The organism is Staphylococcus cornubiensis (assembly GCF_900183575.1).
In the GTDB taxonomy this organism is placed as follows: domain Bacteria; phylum Bacillota; class Bacilli; order Staphylococcales; family Staphylococcaceae; genus Staphylococcus; species Staphylococcus cornubiensis.
On the sequence record NZ_FXUZ01000010.1, the window covers coordinates 22,201 to 42,481 of the forward strand.

Below are 20,281 nucleotides of genomic sequence, written 5' to 3' on the forward strand. Positions count from 1 at the left end.
GGAGGCAATATCATGGGTAAAGTACATGTATTTGATCACCCTTTAATCCAACATAAGTTGAGTTATATTCGAGATGTAAATACAGGGACAAAAGCATTTCGTGAATTAGTTGATGAAGTAGGTATGTTAATGGCTTATGAAGTGACACGCGATTTAGAACTTCAAGAAGTTGAAATCGAAACACCTGTTACAAAAGCCATTGCGAAACGTTTATCAGGTAAAAAACTCGCTTTTGTTCCAATTTTGCGCGCAGGTCTTGGTATGACAACAGGCATTTTAAACCTTGTACCTGCAGCAAGAATAGGGCATGTAGGTTTATATCGTGACCCTGAGACACTTGAAGCTATTGAATATTTTGTGAAGTTACCACAAGATATTGAAGAACGCGAAATCATCGTAGTCGACCCAATGCTTGCAACGGGTGCATCAGCGATTGAAGCAATTAACTCATTGAAAAAACGAGGCGCGAAGCATATTCGTTTTATGTGTTTAATTGCCGCTCCAGAAGGCGTAGAAAAACTTCAAGCCGCACATGAAGATGTGGATATTTTTATTGCCGCATTAGATGAAAAGTTAGATGAAAATGCATACATCATCCCTGGTCTCGGCGATGCTGGAGACCGTCTATTCGGTACAAAATAATTCATATAAGGAGCGCATTGACATGAAAAGGATTATGACGATTTTTGGTACAAGGCCTGAAGCCATCAAAATGGCACCGCTCGTTTTACAGCTGAAAAAAGATGAATCATTAGAACCTATTGTAGTTGTCACTGCACAGCACCGTGAAATGTTAGATTCTGTATTAGAAACTTTTGGAATTGAACCTGATTATGACTTAAATGTGATGAAGCAAGGCCAAACGTTATCAGAAGTGACATCACGTGTGTTGCTCGGGTTAGAAGATGTGATTCAACAGGCACAACCAGATATGATATTGGTCCATGGAGATACGACAACGACTTTTGCAGGAAGTCTCGCTGCATTCTACAACGAGATTAGCATTGGTCACGTTGAAGCCGGTTTAAGAACTTGGAATAAGTATTCTCCATTCCCAGAAGAAATGAATCGTCAAATGACCGGTATTATGGCTGATTTACATTTTGCACCGACTGAACAGGCACAAAAAAATTTATTGCAAGAAAATAAAGACCCTGAAAAGGTTGTTGTAACGGGTAATACAGCGATTGACGCGATGCATACAACGGTCGATCCACAATACCATTCAGATATTATTCAACGTCATCAAGATAAGCGCATTATTTTACTTACTGCGCATCGTCGTGAAAATATTGGTGAACCTATGCATCATATTTTTAAAGCGGCGAGAAAAATTGTTGAAGAATTTGAAGATGCGGTCATCGTCTACCCAATGCATAAAAATCCTAAAGTGCGTGAAATTGCTTACGAACATTTAAGTGATCATGAACGAATTGAATTAATTGAACCACTAGAAGTTGTTGATTTTCATAACTTCGCACATCAAGCACACTTTATTTTGACGGATTCGGGTGGTGTGCAAGAAGAAGCACCTTCATTAGGTAAGCCTGTACTTGTCCTTAGAGATACGACAGAGCGCCCAGAAGGTGTGGAAGCGGGGACACTTAAACTTGTCGGCACTGAAGAAGCTGATGTATATGAAGCAACTAAAGCTTTATTAACGGACGCTGCATTGTACGAGGCGATGAGTGTCGCACAAAATCCATATGGTGATGGGCAAGCGTCACAGCGCATTTGTGAAAATATTAAATATTATTATGGTTTAATTGATCAAAAACCCGCACCATTCCAAGTAGAAAAATAAAGTGATGTAATTATAGGGGTAAATGTGTCAAAATTGTGACAATTCAATTGACAAAAAATGAGCCTTTTAATTGTGCAATTGACACGCTTTTCGCCCTATATTATCATGAAAGTTGTATGTATGGAACGGCTTTCAAAATTGTGTCTTTAGGGCAGAAAAGAGGCTCAATATGAATCGTTTTTATAAAATGTTTCAGCCGTTTTTAACATATTACGCTACGATTTTAGCAGGGCTGTTAATCCTTTATTCATTAGACGTACAAAAACCGATTGTACTTGGGCTCATCATAGGGACAATAGCATCGATAGTGAACACATGTATTTTTGAATATTATTTATGGCGGTCAAAGCGTAACACTGCACAACCCATATCAACGGGTAATGGTTGGCGGTATCTCGTCGCTATACTTACATGTGTCATTTGGGTACTTTTTCAAGCACAAATACATATACTCGGTGTGCTAGTAGGATTAATGGTTTCATATGTGTTAATGGTTTTTCGTCCTTTGTTAAAGAAGGATTAAAAAATGAATTATATTTTGAAAAGAGGTGAAATCTAGAATGGATCACAAACATCCCGTGGTGACTTGGAATTTTCTCGGAGTAGATATTAATTTCAACTTATCTACTATTATGATGTTGTTGATTACAGCAGTGATAGTATTCATTATTGCAGTCTTATGTACACGCAATCTCCAGAAAAGACCAAAAGGTGCACAAAACTTCATCGAATGGGTTTTTGACTTTGTCCGTGGCATCATTGAAAGTAATATGGCATGGTCAAAAGGTGGACAATTTCACTTCTTAGCCGTCACTTTAATCTTATTTATTTTTGTGGCGAATATGCTAGGGCTTCCATTTCAGTTTGTGAACGGTCATACACTATGGTGGAAGTCACCAACAGCAGATGCACATGTGACTTTGACACTCGCGACAATGATGGTCCTTTTAACACACTATTATGGTGTTAAAATGCGAGGACCAAAATCTTACCTTAAAGGCTATGGAAAACCGTATCTTGCACTTTTACCTATTAATGTCTTTGAAGAGTTTGCATCGACATTGACGTTAGGTCTTCGTCTTTACGGTAATATCTATGCTGGTGAGATTTTATTAGGATTACTTTCAAAAGTGACTTTGACAGTTGCATTTGGTTTTATTATTGGTATTCCAGGATTAATCATTTGGCAAGGTTTTTCAATTTTCGTAGGCTCAATTCAAGCCTATATCTTTATCATGTTATCAATGGTGTATATGTCGCACAAAGTAGCAGACAACCATTAAAATAAAAAATTAAAATTTAAAACAATTAGGAGGATTTATATAATGAATTTAATCGCAGCAGCAATCGCAATCGGATTATCAGCATTAGGTGCAGGTATTGGTAACGGTTTAATCGTTTCTAGAACAGTTGAAGGTGTAGCACGTCAACCAGAAGCGCGTACACAATTAATGTCAATTATGTTCATCGGTATCGGTTTAGTTGAGGCACTTCCAATCATCGGTGTAGTTATCACATTCATCGTATTATTCATTTAATCGAGACTGAATCAGTTAGAAAGCATGACGTAATCAAGACATTTGTTAATTTCTTATCTTTACATATGAAAAACATTTGTCAGGGCGAGGTCTAGTATAGATTAGACTTTCGCCATTCGTTTTTATTGTTTGAACAGATGAAATGGTTGAAAGGAGTGTACATCATAGTGACTGCTAATTTATTTACCCTTGCAGCAGCAGGTGGTGGTGTGAACATCGGGGATATCATTGTAACAGTAGTAACTTTCCTCGTTTTACTTGCACTACTTAGAAAGTTTGCTTGGGGACCACTTAAAAAAGTCATGGACGATCGTGAGCGTTCAATTAATCAAGACATTGATGATGCCGAACGTGCAAAATTGAATGCGCAACGTTTAGAAGAAGAAAATAGACAAAAATTAAAAGAAACACAAGATGAAGTTCATAAAATTCTTGAAGACGCGAAGCTACAAGCAAGACGTCAACAAGAAGAAATCCTTCATGAAGCAAATCAACGTGCCAATGGTATGCTTGAAACGGCACAAAGTGAAATTAAGAGTGAAAAAGAACGTGCATTAGCAGAAATTAATAATCAAGTATCGGAACTCTCAGTACTGATCGCATCAAAAGTATTACGTAAAGAAATTTCTGAACAAGATCAAAAAGCTTTAGTAGAGAAGTACGTTAAAGAGGTAGGGGATAAGTAATGGCTGACGTTGCTCAAAAATATGCCCAAGCACTGTATGATGTTGCATTATCACACAATGTATTATCCGAGGTATATGATGAATTTACTGAAATCAATACTGCCGTTGAAAATCAAATTGATTACTTGAAAAGCATCGATTATGAACCAAAAATTACAATAGCGGATAGACGCCATATTGTAGATAATGTTTTTACAGGTACACAACCTTATTTGATGAATACGTTAAAAATTGTTGCGGGACACCGTAATTTACATTTAATTACTGCTATTTTCAAAGCATTTGAAGTGCAGTATTACGATTTCCATGGTCTAGCAGATGCCTATGTTGAATCAGCTTCAACTTTAGATGAGGATGAAGTGATGCAAGTGAAAAACGCATTGTTAGATCGTACAGGACTTAAAGATTTAATCATTCACCCTACTGTAAATGAAGAACTAATCGGTGGCGTGCGCGTAAAGATTGGTACAAAAGTGTATGACGGTAGTGTACAAAATGATTTAAATCAACTCGTTAAGAAATTTAACAGAGCACATTAATTAGATTAAATGGAGGAGTGACATAGATGGCCATAAAAGCTGAAGAAATTAGTGCATTACTTCGCTCACAAATTGAAAACTATGAGTCAGAAATGTCTGTAACGGATGTAGGTACAGTTATTCAAATTGGTGACGGTATTGCATTAGTTCACGGATTGAACGACGTTATGGCTGGTGAATTATTAGAATTCCATAACGGCGTACTTGGACTGGCACAAAACTTAGAAGAAACAAACGTGGGTGTCGTTATTTTAGGTCCATATGATGAGATTAAAGAAGGCGACGAAGTGAAACGTACTGGACGTATCATGGAAGTACCAGTAGGTGAAGAATTAATCGGTCGTGTTGTAAACTCATTAGGTCAACCTATTGATGGACAAGGCCCATTAAATACAACAAAAACACGTCCTATCGAGAAAAAAGCAACAGGTGTTATGGCACGTAAATCTGTTGATGAGCCTTTACAAACAGGTATCAAAGCGATTGACGCACTTGTACCAATTGGTCGTGGTCAACGTGAGTTAATCATCGGTGACCGTCAAACTGGTAAAACGACAGTTGCGATTGATACAATTTTAAACCAAAAAGACCAAGATATGATTTGTATCTATGTCGCAATTGGTCAAAAAGAATCTACTGTTCGTGCAGCAGTTGAAAAATTACGTCAAGCCGGTGCATTAGATTACACAATCGTTGTTTCTGCATCAGCGGCACAACCAGCGCCAATGTTATACATCGCACCATATGCAGGTGTATCTATGGCAGAAGAATTTATGTTCAACGGTAAGCATGTCTTAATCGTTTATGATGATTTAACAAAACAAGCGGCTGCATACCGTGAGTTATCATTATTATTACGTCGTCCACCAGGTCGTGAAGCATACCCAGGTGATGTATTCTACCTACATAGTCGTTTATTAGAGCGTGCGGCGAAGTTAAATGATGAATTAGGTGGCGGTTCGATTACAGCTTTACCATTTGTTGAAACACAAGCGGGGGACATCTCAGCATACGTTCCAACAAACGTTATCTCTATTACAGATGGTCAAATCTTCTTACAATCAGACTTATTCTTCTCTGGTATCCGTCCAGCGATTAATGCGGGTCTTTCAGTATCACGTGTAGGGGGATCTGCACAAATCAAAGCGATGAAAAAGGTTGCCGGGACATTACGTCTTGACTTAGCATCTTATCGTGAACTTGAGTCATTTGCGCAGTTCGGTTCTGACCTTGATGAAGCAACAGCAAGTAAATTAGAACGTGGTAAACGTACGGTTGAAGTATTAAAACAAGACCAAAACAAACCACTTCCTGTTGAACACCAAGTATTGATTATTTATGCGTTAACGCGTGGCTATTTAGATGATATTCCAGTTGTCGATATTACACGTTTCGAATCTGAAATTATCGAATGGACAAAATCTAACGCAAACGACATCTTTACTGAAATTCGCGAAACAGGTGGATTACCTGCAGACGAAAAATTTGAATCAGCAATCAATGAATTCAAAAAAGGTTTTAAAGCTACAGAAGAATAATTGAACAGATGATTAAAATAGATAAGGTGGTGAGATGGTGGCTTCATTAAAAGAAATTGATTCTCGTATAAAATCGACTAAGAAGACGAAGCAAATTACGAATGCGATGAACATGGTATCAAGTTCTAAATTGCGTAAAGCTGAGAAGAATGCGATGACATTTCGTCCTTATATGGAAAAAATGAAAGACGCAATTACAGCAATTGCAGGATCGAATAAAGTTTCAACACATCCAATGTTGAACGAACGTCCTGTGAAACGTGTAGGTTATATGGTCATTACGAGCGATCGTGGACTTGCGGGTGCTTATAGTGCGAACGTGTTAAAGAAAATGATTCGTGATATCGAACAACGTCATAATAGTCCAGAAGAGTATTGTATTATTGTACTTGGACAAATCGGCGCGACATTTTTACAAAACCGTGGCTATCAACTTGAAAACACTTTAACGGATATTCCAGATCAACCTGCATTCAAAACGATTCAGGCAATCGGAAAACGTGCTATCGATTTATACGTAGATGAACAAATTGATGAATTACACATCTACTATAGCCATTACATGAGTGTAATCGAGAATAAGCCTAGCAGTAAAAAATTATTACCATTATCTCCAGAGGACTCTAGCTTAGGTCATGGTGCATTGTCATCTTATGAATTTGAGCCAGATAAAGATGCCATTCTTAAAGTATTATTACCTCAATATATTGAGAGTTTAATTTATGGCACGATTCTTGATGCAAAAGCAAGTGAACACGCGTCACGTATGAATGCAATGAAGAATGCCTCAGATAATGCGACAGAAATGATTGACGATTTATCATTACAATATAACCGAGCGCGACAAGCAGCCATTACACAACAAATTACTGAAATTGTTGGTGGTTCAGCAGCGTTAGAATAATTTTGATTATAAGGAGGAAGAAACATGGGATTAGGCCGTGTAACTCAGGTCATGGGGCCAGTAATTGACGTGCGTTTTGAACATAACGAAATTCCAAACATTAACAACGCACTGCTTATTGAAGTGACAAGAGATGGTGAGACTGAGAGCTTAACATTAGAAGTTGCGCTTCATTTAGGCGATGATGTTGTGCGTACAATCGCAATGGACTCTACTGACGGTGTTCAACGTGGTGCAGAAGTAAGAGATACAGGAGCAGCGATTAGTGTCCCTGTCGGCGATGCAACATTAGGTCGCGTATTTAATGTATTAGGTGAACATATTGATTTAGAACAACCTATTGATGCATCTGTACGTCGTGACCCAATTCATCGTGAAGCGCCTAAATTTGATGAACTCTCTACAGAAGTGGAAATTTTAGAAACAGGTATTAAAGTAGTTGACTTATTAGCGCCATACATTAAAGGTGGTAAAATCGGTTTATTCGGTGGTGCCGGTGTAGGTAAAACCGTATTAATCCAAGAGCTTATCAACAACATTGCACAAGAGCATGGTGGTATTTCGGTATTTGCCGGTGTTGGTGAGCGTACACGTGAAGGTAACGACTTGTACTACGAAATGAAAGACAGTGGTGTTATTGCTAAAACAGCGATGGTATTCGGTCAAATGAACGAGCCACCAGGTGCGCGTATGCGTGTTGCACTTTCTGGTTTAACAATGGCTGAATATTTCCGTGATGAACAAGGTCAAGACGTGTTATTGTTCATCGACAACATCTTCCGTTTCACACAAGCAGGTTCTGAGGTATCGGCATTATTAGGTCGTATGCCATCAGCAGTAGGTTACCAACCAACACTTGCTACAGAAATGGGTCAATTACAAGAACGTATTACATCAACGAACAAAGGATCTGTTACGTCAATTCAAGCTGTATTCGTACCTGCCGATGACTATACTGACCCGGCACCAGCAACAGCTTTCGCTCACTTAGATGCGACAACAAACTTAGAGCGTAAATTAAGTGAGATGGGTATTTATCCAGCGGTGGATCCATTAGCTTCAACATCACGTGCTTTAGAGCCAACTATTGTCGGACAAGAGCATTATGAAGTTGCGCGTCAAGTTCAATCAACGTTACAAAAATATCGTGAATTGCAAGATATCATCGCAATCTTAGGTATGGATGAATTATCAGAAGAAGATAAGAAAACAGTTGAACGTGCGCGTCGTATTCAATTCTTCTTGTCACAAAACTTCCACGTTGCTGAACAGTTTACAGGACAAAAAGGTTCATATGTACCAGTTAAACAAACAGTTCAAGACTTTAAAGCAATTTTAGATGGTAAATACGACCACATTCCTGAAGATGCGTTCCGTTTAGTCGGTGGCATTGATGATGTAATTGCTAAAGCTAAAGACATGGGTGTAGAAGTTTAATACAAATTAGGAGGCTTGGATAATGAACACATTAACCTTAGATATCGTCACTCCTAATGGTTCTGTTTACAAAGAAGACAATGTCGAAATTGTTGTCTTGCAAACGACAGCAGGCGAGATGGGTGTGATGTACGGTCACATTCCGACGGTTACACCATTAAGAATTGGTCATGTGAAAGTGACTATCAATGGCAAATCGGATTATATAGCTGTAACAGAAGGATTTGCTGAAATTCGTCATGAAAAAGTCAATATTTTAGTTCAGTCTGCAGAGTCGGCAGATGATATTGACTTAGAACGTGCAAAATCAGCGAAACAACGTGCAACATTCTACCTTGAAGGTGATCGAAATGATACGGATTTAAAACGTGCTGAACGTGCACTGAAGCGTGCAGAAAACCGTATCGAAGTTGCAAAATATAAATAACCTTATGCACATTTAAAAAGCTCGGTATGTCCCTTGTGGCAGACCGAGCTTTTTCACGTTTCTTTTTAGGTTGAACTCAGAAATATGAATTCGACAAAAACACATATCATTCCATTTTTAGTAGTTTGGGTTTGATGTGGCATCGCTTTGATGATAAGAAGGAGAGGGTGCGTCGGATTGAAAGGAAGACTCGTCAAAAGCCTCCAACATATAGTGAAAATGCGCGTGTCGTGTGATGGATAGTAGTGATGCATACAGACTGACGATGCAACATTGATATAGCCTAACAAAAATCTATACAAGACGTATGAAAGACAGTAAAATGTAAATTGCTTGTCATTTAGCAACATAATGTAAAAAATTGTGTTTCTTTAAGTTGCTTATAGTATGATTTGCGCTTTAAATCATGTAAAATTAGTAAAGAGATTATATGTGAAGGAGCAATATAAATTAATGGATTATTTGGGACAATTTGCGATAGCACATATTATAATGCATGTCTTATGCATTTGTGTCGCCTATTGGGGATTAAACGCCGTTCGTTTAGATCAGTTTTTCAAAAAAGGATTTCCATTACAAGTTCAAGTCATCATGATATTTTTGGCAATAGTGATTGGCACAGGCGTGAGTAATTTTATCATTGATTTATTACAATTTTCAACACAGATTAAATACTTATTTTAAACGTAAACATGTTTAAAGTGAATCAAATCAGTTAATACGTTATGGGTAGATAGATTCATTTTCAGAGCAAAAATAGAATAGAGCTGTAAGCATAGTGGAGGATTAATAAGATGGATAGAATTATTGTTAAAGGTGGAAATACACTTAAGGGTGAAGTCGGAGTAGAAGGAGCGAAAAATGCAGTTTTGCCAATTCTCACAGCATCTTTATTAGCAAGTCATGGCAAAAGTGAACTCGTCAACGTTCCGGCGTTAAGTGATGTGGAAACTATTAATAATGTATTGAGCGTGTTAAATGCAAAAATTAAATATAATGAAAAGCATCAATCCGTAACAGTCGATGCGTCAAAAGACTTAAGTGAGGAAGCGCCTTATGAATATGTGAGCAAGATGAGAGCGAGCATTCTTGTGATGGGCCCATTATTGGCGCGTTTAGGTCGAGCAAAAGTAGCATTACCAGGTGGGTGTGCGATAGGTTCACGTCCGATTGAACAACATTTAAAAGGATTAGAAGCACTTGGCGCTGAAATTCATCAAGAAGCGGGCTACATTTATGCAGAAGCACCACAAGGACTTGTCGGCAATGAAATTCATTTCGATTTTCCAAGTGTAGGTGCTACACAAAATGTGATTATGGCGGCTTCATTAGCTAAAGGACGTACAGTGATTGAAAATGTTGCGAGAGAGCCCGAAATTGTAGACTTAGCAAACTACATCAATGAAATGGGTGGCGATGTCAAAGGTGCAGGTACCGACACAGTCATTATTAACGGTGTTGAGTCATTAAATGGTGTAAAACATGCCATTATTCCTGATCGTATTGAAGCAGGTACATTAATGATTGCAGCTGCCATTACACGCGGTGATGTATTAGTCAAAGGGGCGATTAAAGAGCATATGACAAGCCTCGTGTATAAATTAGAAGAAATGGGCGTCGAATTAGACTACACAGAAGAGGGTATCCGTGTTACAGCACCAGAACAATTACAGCCTGTTGATATTAAAACATTACCACACCCAGGTTTCCCAACAGATATGCAGTCTCAAATGATGGCATTATTACTCACAGCTGAAGGACATAAAGTTGTGACTGAAACAGTTTTTGAAAATCGTTTTATGCACGTCGCAGAATTTAAACGTATGAACGCTCAAATTTCTGTTGAAGGTCGAAGTGCTAAAATTGAAGGGAAAAGTGCATTACAAGGTGCGCAAGTGAAAGCGACGGATTTACGTGCAGCGGCAGCATTAATCTTAGCTGGTCTCGTTGCTGACGGTGAGACAATAGTCACTGAGTTAAAACACCTTGACCGTGGTTATGTTGATTTTCATGGTAAACTCAAATCTTTAGGTGCAGATATTGAAAGAGTTAATGACTAGATGGACTTATTGGCTACAAACGTTAATGGATTCAGTCAGTTTCAAATTAACTTTATTCGTATTTGTAGCGATTATGATGTTTGTAGTAGGTTTGATGACAGGCTTTATTATTAACCATGATAACGTGCTGAACACATTTAATTTGAGGTTTTGGCAACATATTATCGAAACAATTGGAGGACATCACTAATGGAAACAATCTTTAATTATAATGAAATTAAAAATATCATCCCGCATAGACAACCTTTTTTATTGATTGATAAAGTGGTTGAATACGAACCAGGTCAACGTTGCGTTGGGATTAAGCAAGTATCAGGTAACGAACCATTTTTCCAAGGACATTTTCCTGATTATGCAGTTATGCCAGGTGTTTTAATTACTGAAGCATTGGCACAAACTGGCGCAGTTGCGATGTTAAATAGTGAAGAAAATAAAGGGAAACTTGCTTTATTTGCTGGTATCGATAAATGTCGATTCAAAAAACAAGTCGTGCCAGGTGATACATTAGTATTAGAAGTTGAAATCACAAAAATTAAAGGACCTATTGGTAAAGGCACTGCAAAAGCAACCGTTGATGGTCAAGTGGCGTGTAGTTGTGAATTGACTTTTGCATTGCAAGATCCAAACGCGTAAGCAATACATCCAACCACCTCATCAAAAAGACGGGGTGGTTTCTATATTCAGAGACATGAAAAAGCAACATTACTCATACGAGAAGTGTTGCTTTTTAATAATCATATTTGTTTGAACAGCGCAAATAAAAGACAGTATGACATTGGTGGTGTATGTACATTTTAAATGTTAATGCCGTTCATCTTTTAAGCGTGGTTTCGATTTCATCATTCGATTGAACGTCGTAATGAGTTCTTGACCTTGCAATCCTTCATTTACAAGTTGTTCAAGTAAGTTCTCAGCATAAACTTGACGTAATGTGTAAATATGACATTCAAAAACGACTGAGATACTTCCATTCAAAGGTGTAATATGTTTGATAGTTGCATCGAATAGCGCCGGATCATTCGAAGGTCGCGTAATTACGACACGAATATCTAATAGTTCTTCACTTTCCATATAAGCTTCCATCTGTTCTTGATGTATATCTGAAATCACAATTTCTAGCAACCAGCCCGTACCACTATTCTCTTTGTTAATAATTACACCGTCTAAAAGTTCATATTCAGCCACGCTACTATTTTCAGAAACAATTTGAAAACGAACAGCTTTAAACGTCTTCATTGGAGCCACCTCCATATCATTTAAAAATTTTACGAAATTTCTATGATACATTTCATTATAACGCAATATTTCAAAAAATTCTCGATTACGCTTAAATACTGCATTAACTAACCTATTATTTTATGAAAAACTGCATTTTGTCTTTTCTAATTGAAACATATATATTGTGGATACAGGAGGTGAACAACATTAACCATTTTCAAGCAGTAGGTATGATTAACCGCCCGCCTAGTTTTTACGAAAAAGAAGAGAGCTACTTTGTTACATTTACCGTTGCTGTGACGCGAGAGTATTTAAGTAAAAACCAAAAGCCCATCACTGATTACTTAAATTGTAAAGCGTTTGGTAACATTGCTCTTCAAATTCATGAAACGATCCATGAGGGGACAACTGTAGCAGTGAGCGGGCAAATCCAAACAAGACGTTTTTATCATAACGAAGAAAAGCGTTACGCTACAGAATTACTCGTTTCACAAATCTCTCCAATTTGTACAGCAACAGCAGTGTCAAACTCAGATGCGTTCAACATTGAATAGCAAAGCAGTAGTAAATATTTTTCAATATTTGATAATCCCATCACATTTTATCAACCCTTCTCAAAGTATATTCTCCAATTAAATAATTCGATTTATCTCACATGATTACTTTTATCTTCAACATATTAGCTTGAGCTCTAATGATATTTGGTATACAACCAGTTACCCAAATTGTCTATCTATCAACCTTAAAATGAGGTGTATTGGCTATTAAATACATGAATTGTATTTAGTGGCCAATCACCACCTTTATGCTTATTCATATTCAAGAACGGTACGGAAGAAATGGAAAATAGTCTAATTGGGCAATTTGTTTTGTTTATCTATACATATATTTCACAACTTGTTTAGTGTTTTAACATAATTGAACTTACGTTTACTTTCTGATACATTAAAGATAAATAAAAAATGAAGGACTACTAGGGGTGCCTATTTTGGCTGAGATGAATATATTCAGACCCTCTGAACCTGATTTGGATGATACCAACGTAGGGAAGTAGCAAGTGGACACGAATGCTTTAATTGTGTGAACGAGGCTACTTCAAGGTAGTCTTTTTTCATATTAAAGGAGAATGAAGATGCGATTTTCTGAACAAATAAAGCAAGAAGCACAACCGATTATTGAACAAATTTATCACGATGATTTTATACAAGGCATGCTTAAAGGGGATATTTCAACAGAAGCCATCAAACATTACTTGCGTGCAGACTCGCGCTATTTGAATGAATTTGCAAAAATATATGCACTGCTCATACCTAAAGTGGACACGAAAGATGAAATTCAATTTTTAACAGAACAAATTCAATTTGCGAGTTCTGGAGAGGTTGAAGCACATCATATTTTAGCAGATTATGTGGGTGAAAATTATCAGGATATCATTAAAGACGGAGATTGGTATCCATCGGCAGATCATTATATTAAACATATGTATTATAACGCTTATGCTTTTGACAATGTCGCTTATACGATTGCTGCGATGGCACCGTGTCCGTACGTTTATCAACAAATAGGTAAAATGGCAATTGAAAAAAATACATTTGAAGCTGATCATCCGTTAAAAGCATGGTTCGATTTTTACAATAAAGAAATGGATACATTGTTGTCATATATTGATCGTTGGCTTGATTCATATGCAGAAATCAGTTCCGATAAAGTGCAGCAACAATTGAGACAAAACTTTTTACAAAGTACAGTGCATGAAAGAAAATTTTTCAATATGGCCTATCAACTTGAAAATTGGGAATTTGGAGGAGAGAAATAATGAAAAAACCAAAAATTGCGCTTACGATTGCAGGGACAGATCCAAGCGGTGGAGCAGGGGCAATGGCAGATTTAAAATCTTTTCACTCATGTGGTGTTTATGGAATGGCGGCAGTGACAAGTATTGTCGCTCAAAATTCAATGGGAGTGCAACATATTCATAATTTAGAGGCGAGTTGGCTAGAAGAGCAATTGGAAAGTGTTTTTAATGATGAAATGCCCCATGCGTTAAAGACAGGTATGATACCGACGCCAGAAATGATGGAAGTTATTGAGAAATATTTGAAAAAGATTAATATCCCGTATGTGATTGACCCAGTTATGGTTGCAAAAAGCGGTGATTCTTTAATGGATCAAAAAGTACGTAATCGTTTGAAAGAAACACTTTTACCTTATGCAGATGTTGCAACACCTAATGTACCTGAAGCAGAGGAAATCTCTGGTGTTACAATCGATTCGGTTGAAAAAATTCATCAAGTAGGCCAATTTTTTATTCATGATATCGGTTCAAAAGGGGTAATTATTAAAGGTGGACATTTAGAAGGTGATGCTGTGGACCACTTATTTACTCGAGATGGCCATTATGAATTTAAAAGTGAACGCTATCCTACGCAACATACACATGGCACAGGCTGTACGTTTTCTGCAGTGATTACCGCAGAATTAGCTAAAGGAAAATCAGTTTATGACGCTGTTGCCAAAGCGAAAGCATATATTTCTCTAGCCATTCAACATACGCCAGAAATTGGTAAAGGCCGTGGCCCAGTAAATCACTTTGCATATGAAAAATTAAATGGGTGGGATTAACATGAATTATTTAGCAGAAGTTAGAAAGCAACAACCCCTCGTCGTTTGCTATACAAATGATGTTGTGAAAAATTTTACTGCAAACGGTTTGTTAAGCTTAGGAGCAAGTCCTGCTATGAGTGAGGCACCAGAAGAAGCAGAAGATTTTTTCAAAGTGACAAAAGGTTTATTAATCAATATAGGAACGTTGACAACACGAAATAGCGAAGATATGTTAGCTATTGCTAAAACAGCCAACCGCATGGGTGTACCAATCGTTTTTGATCCTGTTGCAGTAGGGGCTTCACAATTCCGAAAAGATTTCTGTAGACGATTTTTAGAAGAAATTGATGTTTCAGTAATTAAAGGAAATGCTTCTGAGATTATGACATTAGTTGATATGACAACGACGATGAAAGGCACAGATAGCGCTTCTGATATTGATGTTGCAACAATTGCTTACCAAGCTTATGAGAAATATCAAACGGCTATTGTCCTTTCAGGTAAAGAGGACGTTGTCGTTCAGGATGGAAAAGTTGTAATATTAGCAAACGGTTCGCCGTTATTGACTAAAATCACAGGTGCGGGTTGTTTGTTAGGTGCAGTTGTCGCAAGTTTTCTATTAGGTGAAAAACAGCCTTCTATTGATCAATTAATTGAAGCTGTATCATACTACAATATTTCAGCGGAACAAGCTGAGTTACGTGAGGGCGCAGACTTACCAGGTACATTTTTAGTCGCTTTTGTAGATGCATTAAATCAAACTTTAGCTGAATCCTACTTATTAGAGATTAAAAAGAGAGAAGTGAGTGAAAATGACTTTTAATAGAAAACAATTGCGTGTGTATTTTATCGCGGGTACGCAAGATGTCAAACGAGGCACTTTAGATGGCATTTTAAAAGAAGCATTAGAAGCGGGTATTACGATGTATCAATTTCGCGAAAAAGGACCTTCATCTTTAAAAGGTGAAGAGAAAAAAGCAATGGCAGTTCGTCTTAGAGATTTATGTCGTCATTATAACGTGCCTTTCATTGTGAATGATGATATCGATTTAGCGATTGAAGTTGATGCTGATGGTGTACATGTAGGGCAAGATGATGCGAAAGTGTCGACATTCGAACATTTATTAGAAGATAAAATTATCGGCCTCAGTGTAGGCAGTTTTGAAGAATATGATCAATCTGACCTTACAAATGTGGATTACATTGGTGTAGGTCCTGTTTATGAAACAAGTTCTAAGTTAGATGCGAGTAAACCAGGCGGTATCCGATTAATTCGACGCATGCGAGAATACGATGAAAATATTCCAATGGTCGCTATTGGGGGCATTACAGAAGAGAATATGGCACCAATCATTAAAAACGGTGCTGACGGTATTGCAACGATTTCTTCAATTACACATAGCACAGATATTGAAAAATCTGTGAAACGTTACTTACAATATTTTAAATAAAGTTCAATTTGTGCCGGAATATATTTCCACCTTGATGATTTCTATGATAAAATATCATTTATGTGAATATTACATTAGAGGTGGAAAAATGAAGAACAAAGCGTTAATGACAATGCTTGCAGGTGTAGTTTTACTTCTAGCGGGTTGTGACTATAGTAAACCGGGTAATCGAGACGGATTCTTTTTTAATACGTTTGTTCAACCAATGGACAGATTGATTCACTGGTTAGGGGATCATTTAAATAATAACTATGGATTAGCCATTATTATCATCGTATTGGTTGTACGTATTGTTTTATTACCATTCATGTTATCAAACTATAAAAACATGCACATGATGCGTGAAAAAATGAAGATTGCGAAGCCTGAAATTACAGAGGCACAAGAAAAAGTAAAACGCGCACGTACACAAGAAGACAAGATGGCAGCCAACCAGGAAATGATGCAAGTATATAAAAAATACAATATGAACCCAATGGCAAGTATGTTAGGATGTTTACCACTCATCCTTCAAATGCCAATCATCATGGGATTATTCTTCGTCTTAAAATATCCGTCTGGTGGCGGTATTACGAAGTATTCAGACTTCCTTTGGTTCCATTTAGATAAACCGGATATTTGGATTACAATCATTGCGGGTGTCCTTTATTTCTTCCAAGCATATGTGTCAAGTTTAAATATGCCTCAAGAACAACGTCAAATGGGTTATATGATGATGATAATCTCACCAATTATGATCGTGTGGATTTCATTTAGTTCTGCGGCGGCATTAGGTTTATACTGGTCAGTATCTGCTGCATTCCTTGTGATTCAAACTTATATTGCAAATGTCGTATATGGTAAAAAAGCAAAAGAAGAAGTTGCGCCATTAATTAAAAAGTTTGAAGCAGAAAAGAACGGTAAAAAAGCTGGTAAAAATACGCAAGTTGTGAGCAAAAAGAATAAAAAGAAATAGTAACATATCGAATACTAAAAAGAGGGTCTCTCATTGAGGCCCTCTTTTTAGTGTGGTTTATTTTCAGTGATATCAGTGTCCCATTCATCGAAGAACTGTTGTAAGAACTGCTCTAAAAAGCTATGACGTTGTTGTGCCATTTGAATAGCAACAGACGTATTCATTAAATCTTTTAATTTGAGTAGTTTCTCGAAAAAGTGCTTGATTGCTGAAGGTGGCAAGGCGTCAAAGTTCGATTGTTGTTGCATGTCATTCAAACTATCAGTGCCTGTCCACATCGGTTCATTGAAGTGACCAGCGAATTGAAAAGTACGTGCAATACCAATCGCACCAATCGCATCAAGTCTGTCAGCATCCTGTACAATTTGTGCTTCTATCGTTTTGAGCGTGCCGACTTCTTTTGTTTTTCGAAAGCTCATATGGTCTATAATGTATAAAATTGCTTCCTGGTCAATCAATAAAACACCTTGCTCCTTAAAAAAATCATAGAGTGCGTGACGTGCAGTTTGCGCATCAACTAATTTTTCATCGATAGTGTCATGAAGAAGTGATGCCATTTCGATATGATATTGATTGGCAGATGGATATTGTTGTGCAATTTCAAGTGCAAGTTTTCTCACACGTAATACATGTGCGATGTCATGCCCGCTACCATCGTCTTGATGCACGGCTTTCATATAATGTTCAGCTGCATTAATATGTTGTTGTTTCATTTTTGTCATTCCTTAAAATTATAAAATAGGGGAGAGGAGTTGACTGATGGATTCTTTAAACTTAACCCATACGCTTCGTTGTGCATAGCGTTCTTTTGTCAATTCTGTACATACTTTTAAATCTTCTTCAAAACTTTCTCGAACTTCTCTCGCTAATTTTTCATTATATACAAATGCATTCACTTCAAAATTTAAAGTAAAGCTTCGATTGTCCATATTCGTCGTACCAACGCTCGTAATTTCATCGTCAATCGTTAACGTTTTCGCATGTAAAAACCCGTTATCATAAAGGTAAACGCGTGCGCCCGCTTCGATGAGACTTGCGACATTTCTATAAGTTGCCCAATAAACGAACGGATGATCAGGCTTAGATGGAATCATAATGTTGACATTGACGCCACCTAAAGCAGCAATTTTTAGCGCATCCATAAATGCTTCATCAGGTACAAAATAAGGTGTTTGAATATAAATATCATTTTTTGCCATTGAAATCATTTTTAAATAACCGTATTTCACTTGTTCCCAAAATTCATCAGGACCACTTGAAGCAATTTGTACCCCTATATTTCCATTGTTCGTTTGTTTAGGTTTTGGAAAATACTGGCTACTATATGTAATGTTGTCACGGTGCGATTGAGAGTTCCAGTCTAAAATGAAACGTAACTGTAGCGCACTGACAGCATTACCTTGAATACGTAAATGCGTATCGCGCCAATACCCAAACTTTTTGGATAAACCGAGGTATTCATTACCAACATTAAAGCCACCAACATAACCAATTTGACCGTCTATAATAACGATTTTTCGGTGATTACGATTGTTCATACGTAAATTGATAAGCGGTAACTTAGAAGGGAAGAAAGATTCTACGTGACCGCCTTTTTGCTTAAAGCGTTTAAAATCTCGTAATGTTAATGCACGAGAACCCATATCATCATATAACATTTTCACTTCGACGCCTTGTTCAAGTTTTTCTTCTAATAGATTTAATAAACTTTTTCCAAGGGCATCATGGCGAAAAATATAATATTGAATATGAATATATTTTTCCGCTTGACGAATATCTTCTTTTAAACGATCGAACTTTTGCTTGCCATCTGTCAGTAATTCAATTTCATTATTATTTGTATAGTATGCTGAATTATTATAAAGCAACATCTGAATCATACGACTATAGTTTTGAATATGAGGATTGTCAGCTTCAAACTCGCCATTTTTAAGGGCAGTGAGTTGTTCATTGACGATAGAGTCTAATCCGATACGATCTTGTTGTTCGAGTTTAAAAATAGATTTTCGTTGTATCTGTCTACCAAATAATAAATATAATATAAAGCCAACAAGCGGGAATAAGCCCAATACAAAAATCCAAGCCCATATAGAACTCGCACTTCTTCTTTCCATAAAAATAATGGTAAAGATGAAGATGAGATTTAATAAAAATGCACCGACTAATAGGTAGTTGATGAGTACATTTTGATTGTAAAAAATCGCATAAAAAAACTCTGGCATCACTTTTTTCTCCTTTTTTGTGAAGTGCTTTTATTGTATCATGTTATATGCTTAAGAGGAATTTTACGCATTGACACATACCTATATAGGGTATATCATTGAAGTATCAAAATGAATCTGGGGGATGTGACATGACTGAACAAGCACATCATTCTGAAGAAATTAAACGTAACTTGAAGTCGCGTTTGAATCGTATTGAAGGCCAAGTGAAAGCAATCAACCGCATGATAGATGAAGATGTCTATTGTGATGACGTGTTAACACAAATCAGAGCAACACGTTCAGCACTAAACAGTGTGGCATCGCGTTTATTAGATCATCATATGAAAGGCTGTATTATGCATAAGATTGAAGAGGGCCATCAAGACGAAGCGATGGAAGAATTATTAGTGACGTTTCAAAAACTAATGAAAGATTAGTGAGGTACATGTATGGAACATGGTTATGTTAAGGTAACACAATTAACAACTGAACAACAACAACAGCAATTAACTGATCGGTTGTTAAGTTTAATAGGTGTCGAGTCGGTTGATATTGATTTGATGACACAACAAATTGCATTGACTTACGAAACGCCTGCAAATCTTAACACGATAGAAAAAGAAATTTATGATGCAGGATTTCCTGTTATCCAATCACATAAAGGAGTGTAAAAAATGGCAAAACACATCATTGAAGTAGAAGGTATGACATGTGCACATTGTAAAGCAGCAGTTGAAGGTGCAGTAAAAGAAAATGAACAAGTGACACATGTAGAGGCATTCCCTGCTGAAAATAGAGTAGAAGTAGAAGTCAATGATGAAAGTGCATTGGCAGATGTGAAGCAACGTATTTACGACCAAGGTTATGATGTTGTATCATAATTTAACGTAAACAAGGGCTTAGTTTTTCATTGAAG

The 20,281-nt window shown here is 37.1% G+C and carries 27 protein-coding genes and 1 riboswitch; of the genes, 24 read left to right on the forward strand and 3 right to left on the reverse strand.

What is annotated here, in order from left to right:
- Positions 1 to 12 precede the first annotated feature (12 nt).
- The 15 genes from upp to fabZ all read left to right on the forward strand — a co-directional run bounded on the left by upp (position 13) and on the right by fabZ (position 11,566).
- Entirely contained in the window at positions 13 to 642 is a 630-nt protein-coding gene (upp, locus tag CCE82_RS09415) for a uracil phosphoribosyltransferase (protein WP_086429145.1), read from the forward strand.
- A 22-nt stretch (positions 643 to 664) separates the two neighbouring features.
- Complete coding sequence (gene wecB, locus CCE82_RS09420) at positions 665 to 1,804, forward strand: non-hydrolyzing UDP-N-acetylglucosamine 2-epimerase (RefSeq protein ID WP_086429146.1); 1,140 nt, start codon at positions 665 to 667, stop codon at positions 1,802 to 1,804.
- 169 nt (positions 1,805 to 1,973) lie between these two features.
- On the forward strand, positions 1,974 to 2,327 hold the full coding sequence (locus CCE82_RS09425) for an ATP synthase subunit I (protein WP_086429147.1): 354 nt from the start codon (positions 1,974 to 1,976) through the stop codon (positions 2,325 to 2,327).
- A gap of 37 nt (positions 2,328 to 2,364) precedes the next feature.
- On the forward strand, positions 2,365 to 3,087 hold the full coding sequence (atpB, locus tag CCE82_RS09430; RefSeq protein ID WP_086429148.1) for a F0F1 ATP synthase subunit A: 723 nt from the start codon (positions 2,365 to 2,367) through the stop codon (positions 3,085 to 3,087).
- Between the two features lie 42 nt (positions 3,088 to 3,129).
- On the forward strand, positions 3,130 to 3,342 hold the full coding sequence (gene atpE, locus CCE82_RS09435) for a F0F1 ATP synthase subunit C (RefSeq protein WP_014613343.1): 213 nt from the start codon (positions 3,130 to 3,132) through the stop codon (positions 3,340 to 3,342).
- 161 nt (positions 3,343 to 3,503) lie between these two features.
- Positions 3,504 to 4,028, forward strand: a complete 525-nt coding sequence (locus CCE82_RS09440) for a F0F1 ATP synthase subunit B (protein ID WP_086429184.1) — start codon at positions 3,504 to 3,506, stop codon at positions 4,026 to 4,028.
- A complete protein-coding gene (locus CCE82_RS09445; protein ID WP_086429149.1) occupies positions 4,028 to 4,567 on the forward strand; it encodes a F0F1 ATP synthase subunit delta in 540 nt (179 codons plus the stop codon). The genes CCE82_RS09440 and CCE82_RS09445 overlap by 1 nt, the downstream gene beginning before the upstream one ends.
- A 26-nt stretch (positions 4,568 to 4,593) precedes the next feature.
- The gene (atpA, locus tag CCE82_RS09450; RefSeq protein ID WP_086429150.1) at positions 4,594 to 6,105 is read left to right on the forward strand and encodes a F0F1 ATP synthase subunit alpha; all 1,512 of its coding nucleotides are present in this window, start codon (positions 4,594 to 4,596) and stop codon (positions 6,103 to 6,105) included.
- A 37-nt stretch (positions 6,106 to 6,142) separates the two neighbouring features.
- Positions 6,143 to 7,009 (forward strand): ATP synthase F1 subunit gamma, encoded by an 867-nt coding sequence (gene atpG / locus CCE82_RS09455; protein ID WP_086429151.1) that lies wholly within the window; start codon positions 6,143 to 6,145, stop codon positions 7,007 to 7,009.
- Between the two features lie 24 nt (positions 7,010 to 7,033).
- Complete coding sequence (gene atpD / locus CCE82_RS09460; protein WP_086429152.1) at positions 7,034 to 8,446, forward strand: F0F1 ATP synthase subunit beta; 1,413 nt, start codon at positions 7,034 to 7,036, stop codon at positions 8,444 to 8,446.
- Positions 8,447 to 8,468: 22 nt separating this feature from the next.
- Complete coding sequence (locus CCE82_RS09465) at positions 8,469 to 8,873, forward strand: F0F1 ATP synthase subunit epsilon (RefSeq protein ID WP_086429153.1); 405 nt, start codon at positions 8,469 to 8,471, stop codon at positions 8,871 to 8,873.
- A gap of 453 nt (positions 8,874 to 9,326) precedes the next feature.
- A complete protein-coding gene (locus CCE82_RS09470) occupies positions 9,327 to 9,557 on the forward strand; it encodes a DUF1146 family protein (protein ID WP_086429154.1) in 231 nt (76 codons plus the stop codon).
- 110 nt (positions 9,558 to 9,667) lie between these two features.
- A complete protein-coding gene (gene murA / locus CCE82_RS09475) occupies positions 9,668 to 10,933 on the forward strand; it encodes a UDP-N-acetylglucosamine 1-carboxyvinyltransferase (protein WP_086429155.1) in 1,266 nt (421 codons plus the stop codon).
- Positions 10,905 to 11,123 carry a DNA-directed RNA polymerase subunit beta gene (locus tag CCE82_RS09480; RefSeq protein WP_240507197.1) on the forward strand — a complete coding sequence of 73 codons (219 nt, stop codon included), beginning with the start codon at positions 10,905 to 10,907 and terminating at the stop codon, positions 11,121 to 11,123. Before murA ends, CCE82_RS09480 begins: the two co-directional genes overlap by 29 nt.
- Positions 11,123 to 11,566 (forward strand): 3-hydroxyacyl-ACP dehydratase FabZ, encoded by a 444-nt coding sequence (fabZ, locus tag CCE82_RS09485; protein WP_086429157.1) that lies wholly within the window; start codon positions 11,123 to 11,125, stop codon positions 11,564 to 11,566. The genes CCE82_RS09480 and fabZ overlap by 1 nt, the downstream gene beginning before the upstream one ends.
- Positions 11,567 to 11,734: 168 nt before the next feature.
- On the opposite strand, the gene CCE82_RS09490 is transcribed toward fabZ, so the two are convergent.
- Positions 11,735 to 12,169: a YwpF-like family protein gene (locus CCE82_RS09490; RefSeq protein ID WP_086429158.1), complete on the reverse strand. Its 435-nt coding sequence runs from the start codon at positions 12,167 to 12,169 to the stop codon at positions 11,735 to 11,737.
- A gap of 179 nt (positions 12,170 to 12,348) precedes the next feature.
- On the opposite strand from CCE82_RS09490, the gene CCE82_RS09495 reads away from it, so the two are divergent.
- The 6 genes from CCE82_RS09495 to yidC all read left to right on the forward strand — a co-directional run bounded on the left by CCE82_RS09495 (position 12,349) and on the right by yidC (position 17,161).
- Entirely contained in the window at positions 12,349 to 12,705 is a 357-nt protein-coding gene (locus tag CCE82_RS09495; protein ID WP_086429159.1) for a single-stranded DNA-binding protein, read from the forward strand.
- A 411-nt stretch (positions 12,706 to 13,116) separates the two neighbouring features.
- Positions 13,117 to 13,217: riboswitch (TPP riboswitch) on the forward strand.
- Positions 13,218 to 13,283: 66 nt separating this feature from the next.
- A complete protein-coding gene (gene tenA / locus CCE82_RS09500; protein ID WP_086429160.1) occupies positions 13,284 to 13,967 on the forward strand; it encodes a thiaminase II in 684 nt (227 codons plus the stop codon).
- Positions 13,967 to 14,773: a bifunctional hydroxymethylpyrimidine kinase/phosphomethylpyrimidine kinase gene (gene thiD, locus CCE82_RS09505; protein ID WP_086429161.1), complete on the forward strand. Its 807-nt coding sequence runs from the start codon at positions 13,967 to 13,969 to the stop codon at positions 14,771 to 14,773. Before tenA ends, thiD begins: the two co-directional genes overlap by 1 nt.
- A 1-nt stretch (position 14,774) precedes the next feature.
- Positions 14,775 to 15,578, forward strand: coding sequence for a hydroxyethylthiazole kinase (gene thiM / locus CCE82_RS09510; RefSeq protein WP_086429162.1), 804 nt, complete (start codon positions 14,775 to 14,777; stop codon positions 15,576 to 15,578).
- A complete protein-coding gene (thiE, locus tag CCE82_RS09515; RefSeq protein ID WP_086429185.1) occupies positions 15,568 to 16,206 on the forward strand; it encodes a thiamine phosphate synthase in 639 nt (212 codons plus the stop codon). Before thiM ends, thiE begins: the two co-directional genes overlap by 11 nt.
- A gap of 88 nt (positions 16,207 to 16,294) precedes the next feature.
- A complete protein-coding gene (gene yidC / locus CCE82_RS09520) occupies positions 16,295 to 17,161 on the forward strand; it encodes a membrane protein insertase YidC (protein WP_086429163.1) in 867 nt (288 codons plus the stop codon).
- A gap of 47 nt (positions 17,162 to 17,208) precedes the next feature.
- On the opposite strand, the gene CCE82_RS09525 is transcribed toward yidC, so the two are convergent.
- Positions 17,209 to 17,874 (reverse strand): HD domain-containing protein, encoded by a 666-nt coding sequence (locus tag CCE82_RS09525; protein WP_086429164.1) that lies wholly within the window; start codon positions 17,872 to 17,874, stop codon positions 17,209 to 17,211.
- A gap of 18 nt (positions 17,875 to 17,892) precedes the next feature.
- Positions 17,893 to 19,383: a cardiolipin synthase gene (gene cls, locus CCE82_RS09530; RefSeq protein WP_086429165.1), complete on the reverse strand. Its 1,491-nt coding sequence runs from the start codon at positions 19,381 to 19,383 to the stop codon at positions 17,893 to 17,895.
- A gap of 131 nt (positions 19,384 to 19,514) precedes the next feature.
- Here cls and csoR point away from each other — a divergent pair, with 131 nt between their 5' ends.
- The 3 genes from csoR to CCE82_RS09545 are packed head-to-tail and all read left to right on the forward strand — an operon-like array spanning position 19,515 to position 20,246.
- Entirely contained in the window at positions 19,515 to 19,802 is a 288-nt protein-coding gene (gene csoR / locus CCE82_RS09535; RefSeq protein WP_086429166.1) for a copper-sensing transcriptional repressor CsoR, read from the forward strand.
- 12 nt (positions 19,803 to 19,814) lie between these two features.
- Positions 19,815 to 20,036 (forward strand): putative copper chaperone CsoZ, encoded by a 222-nt coding sequence (gene csoZ, locus CCE82_RS09540; protein ID WP_086429167.1) that lies wholly within the window; start codon positions 19,815 to 19,817, stop codon positions 20,034 to 20,036.
- 3 nt (positions 20,037 to 20,039) lie between these two features.
- Complete coding sequence (locus CCE82_RS09545; RefSeq protein ID WP_086429168.1) at positions 20,040 to 20,246, forward strand: cation transporter; 207 nt, start codon at positions 20,040 to 20,042, stop codon at positions 20,244 to 20,246.
- Positions 20,247 to 20,281: the final 35 nt, after the last annotated feature.

Coding starts and splice junctions, on each gene's coding strand:
- CCE82_RS09465 (WP_086429153.1), top strand. CDS start 8,469: ATGAACACATTAACCTTAGATATCGTCACTCCTAATGGTTCTGTTTAC.
- atpB (WP_086429148.1), top strand. CDS start 2,365: ATGGATCACAAACATCCCGTGGTGACTTGGAATTTTCTCGGAGTAGAT.
- CCE82_RS09490 (WP_086429158.1), bottom strand. CDS start 12,169: ATGAAGACGTTTAAAGCTGTTCGTTTTCAAATTGTTTCTGAAAATAGT.
- tenA (WP_086429160.1), top strand. CDS start 13,284: ATGCGATTTTCTGAACAAATAAAGCAAGAAGCACAACCGATTATTGAA.
- CCE82_RS09425 (WP_086429147.1), top strand. CDS start 1,974: ATGAATCGTTTTTATAAAATGTTTCAGCCGTTTTTAACATATTACGCT.
- csoZ (WP_086429167.1), top strand. CDS start 19,815: ATGGAACATGGTTATGTTAAGGTAACACAATTAACAACTGAACAACAA.
- thiE (WP_086429185.1), top strand. CDS start 15,568: ATGACTTTTAATAGAAAACAATTGCGTGTGTATTTTATCGCGGGTACG.
- atpA (WP_086429150.1), top strand. CDS start 4,594: ATGGCCATAAAAGCTGAAGAAATTAGTGCATTACTTCGCTCACAAATT.
- CCE82_RS09470 (WP_086429154.1), top strand. CDS start 9,327: ATGGATTATTTGGGACAATTTGCGATAGCACATATTATAATGCATGTC.
- murA (WP_086429155.1), top strand. CDS start 9,668: ATGGATAGAATTATTGTTAAAGGTGGAAATACACTTAAGGGTGAAGTC.
- cls (WP_086429165.1), bottom strand. CDS start 19,383: ATGCCAGAGTTTTTTTATGCGATTTTTTACAATCAAAATGTACTCATC.
- thiM (WP_086429162.1), top strand. CDS start 14,775: ATGAATTATTTAGCAGAAGTTAGAAAGCAACAACCCCTCGTCGTTTGC.
- upp (WP_086429145.1), top strand. CDS start 13: ATGGGTAAAGTACATGTATTTGATCACCCTTTAATCCAACATAAGTTG.
- wecB (WP_086429146.1), top strand. CDS start 665: ATGAAAAGGATTATGACGATTTTTGGTACAAGGCCTGAAGCCATCAAA.
- CCE82_RS09545 (WP_086429168.1), top strand. CDS start 20,040: ATGGCAAAACACATCATTGAAGTAGAAGGTATGACATGTGCACATTGT.
- CCE82_RS09525 (WP_086429164.1), bottom strand. CDS start 17,874: ATGAAACAACAACATATTAATGCAGCTGAACATTATATGAAAGCCGTG.
- fabZ (WP_086429157.1), top strand. CDS start 11,123: ATGGAAACAATCTTTAATTATAATGAAATTAAAAATATCATCCCGCAT.
- thiD (WP_086429161.1), top strand. CDS start 13,967: ATGAAAAAACCAAAAATTGCGCTTACGATTGCAGGGACAGATCCAAGC.
- CCE82_RS09445 (WP_086429149.1), top strand. CDS start 4,028: ATGGCTGACGTTGCTCAAAAATATGCCCAAGCACTGTATGATGTTGCA.
- atpE (WP_014613343.1), top strand. CDS start 3,130: ATGAATTTAATCGCAGCAGCAATCGCAATCGGATTATCAGCATTAGGT.
- atpD (WP_086429152.1), top strand. CDS start 7,034: ATGGGATTAGGCCGTGTAACTCAGGTCATGGGGCCAGTAATTGACGTG.
- yidC (WP_086429163.1), top strand. CDS start 16,295: ATGAAGAACAAAGCGTTAATGACAATGCTTGCAGGTGTAGTTTTACTT.
- csoR (WP_086429166.1), top strand. CDS start 19,515: ATGACTGAACAAGCACATCATTCTGAAGAAATTAAACGTAACTTGAAG.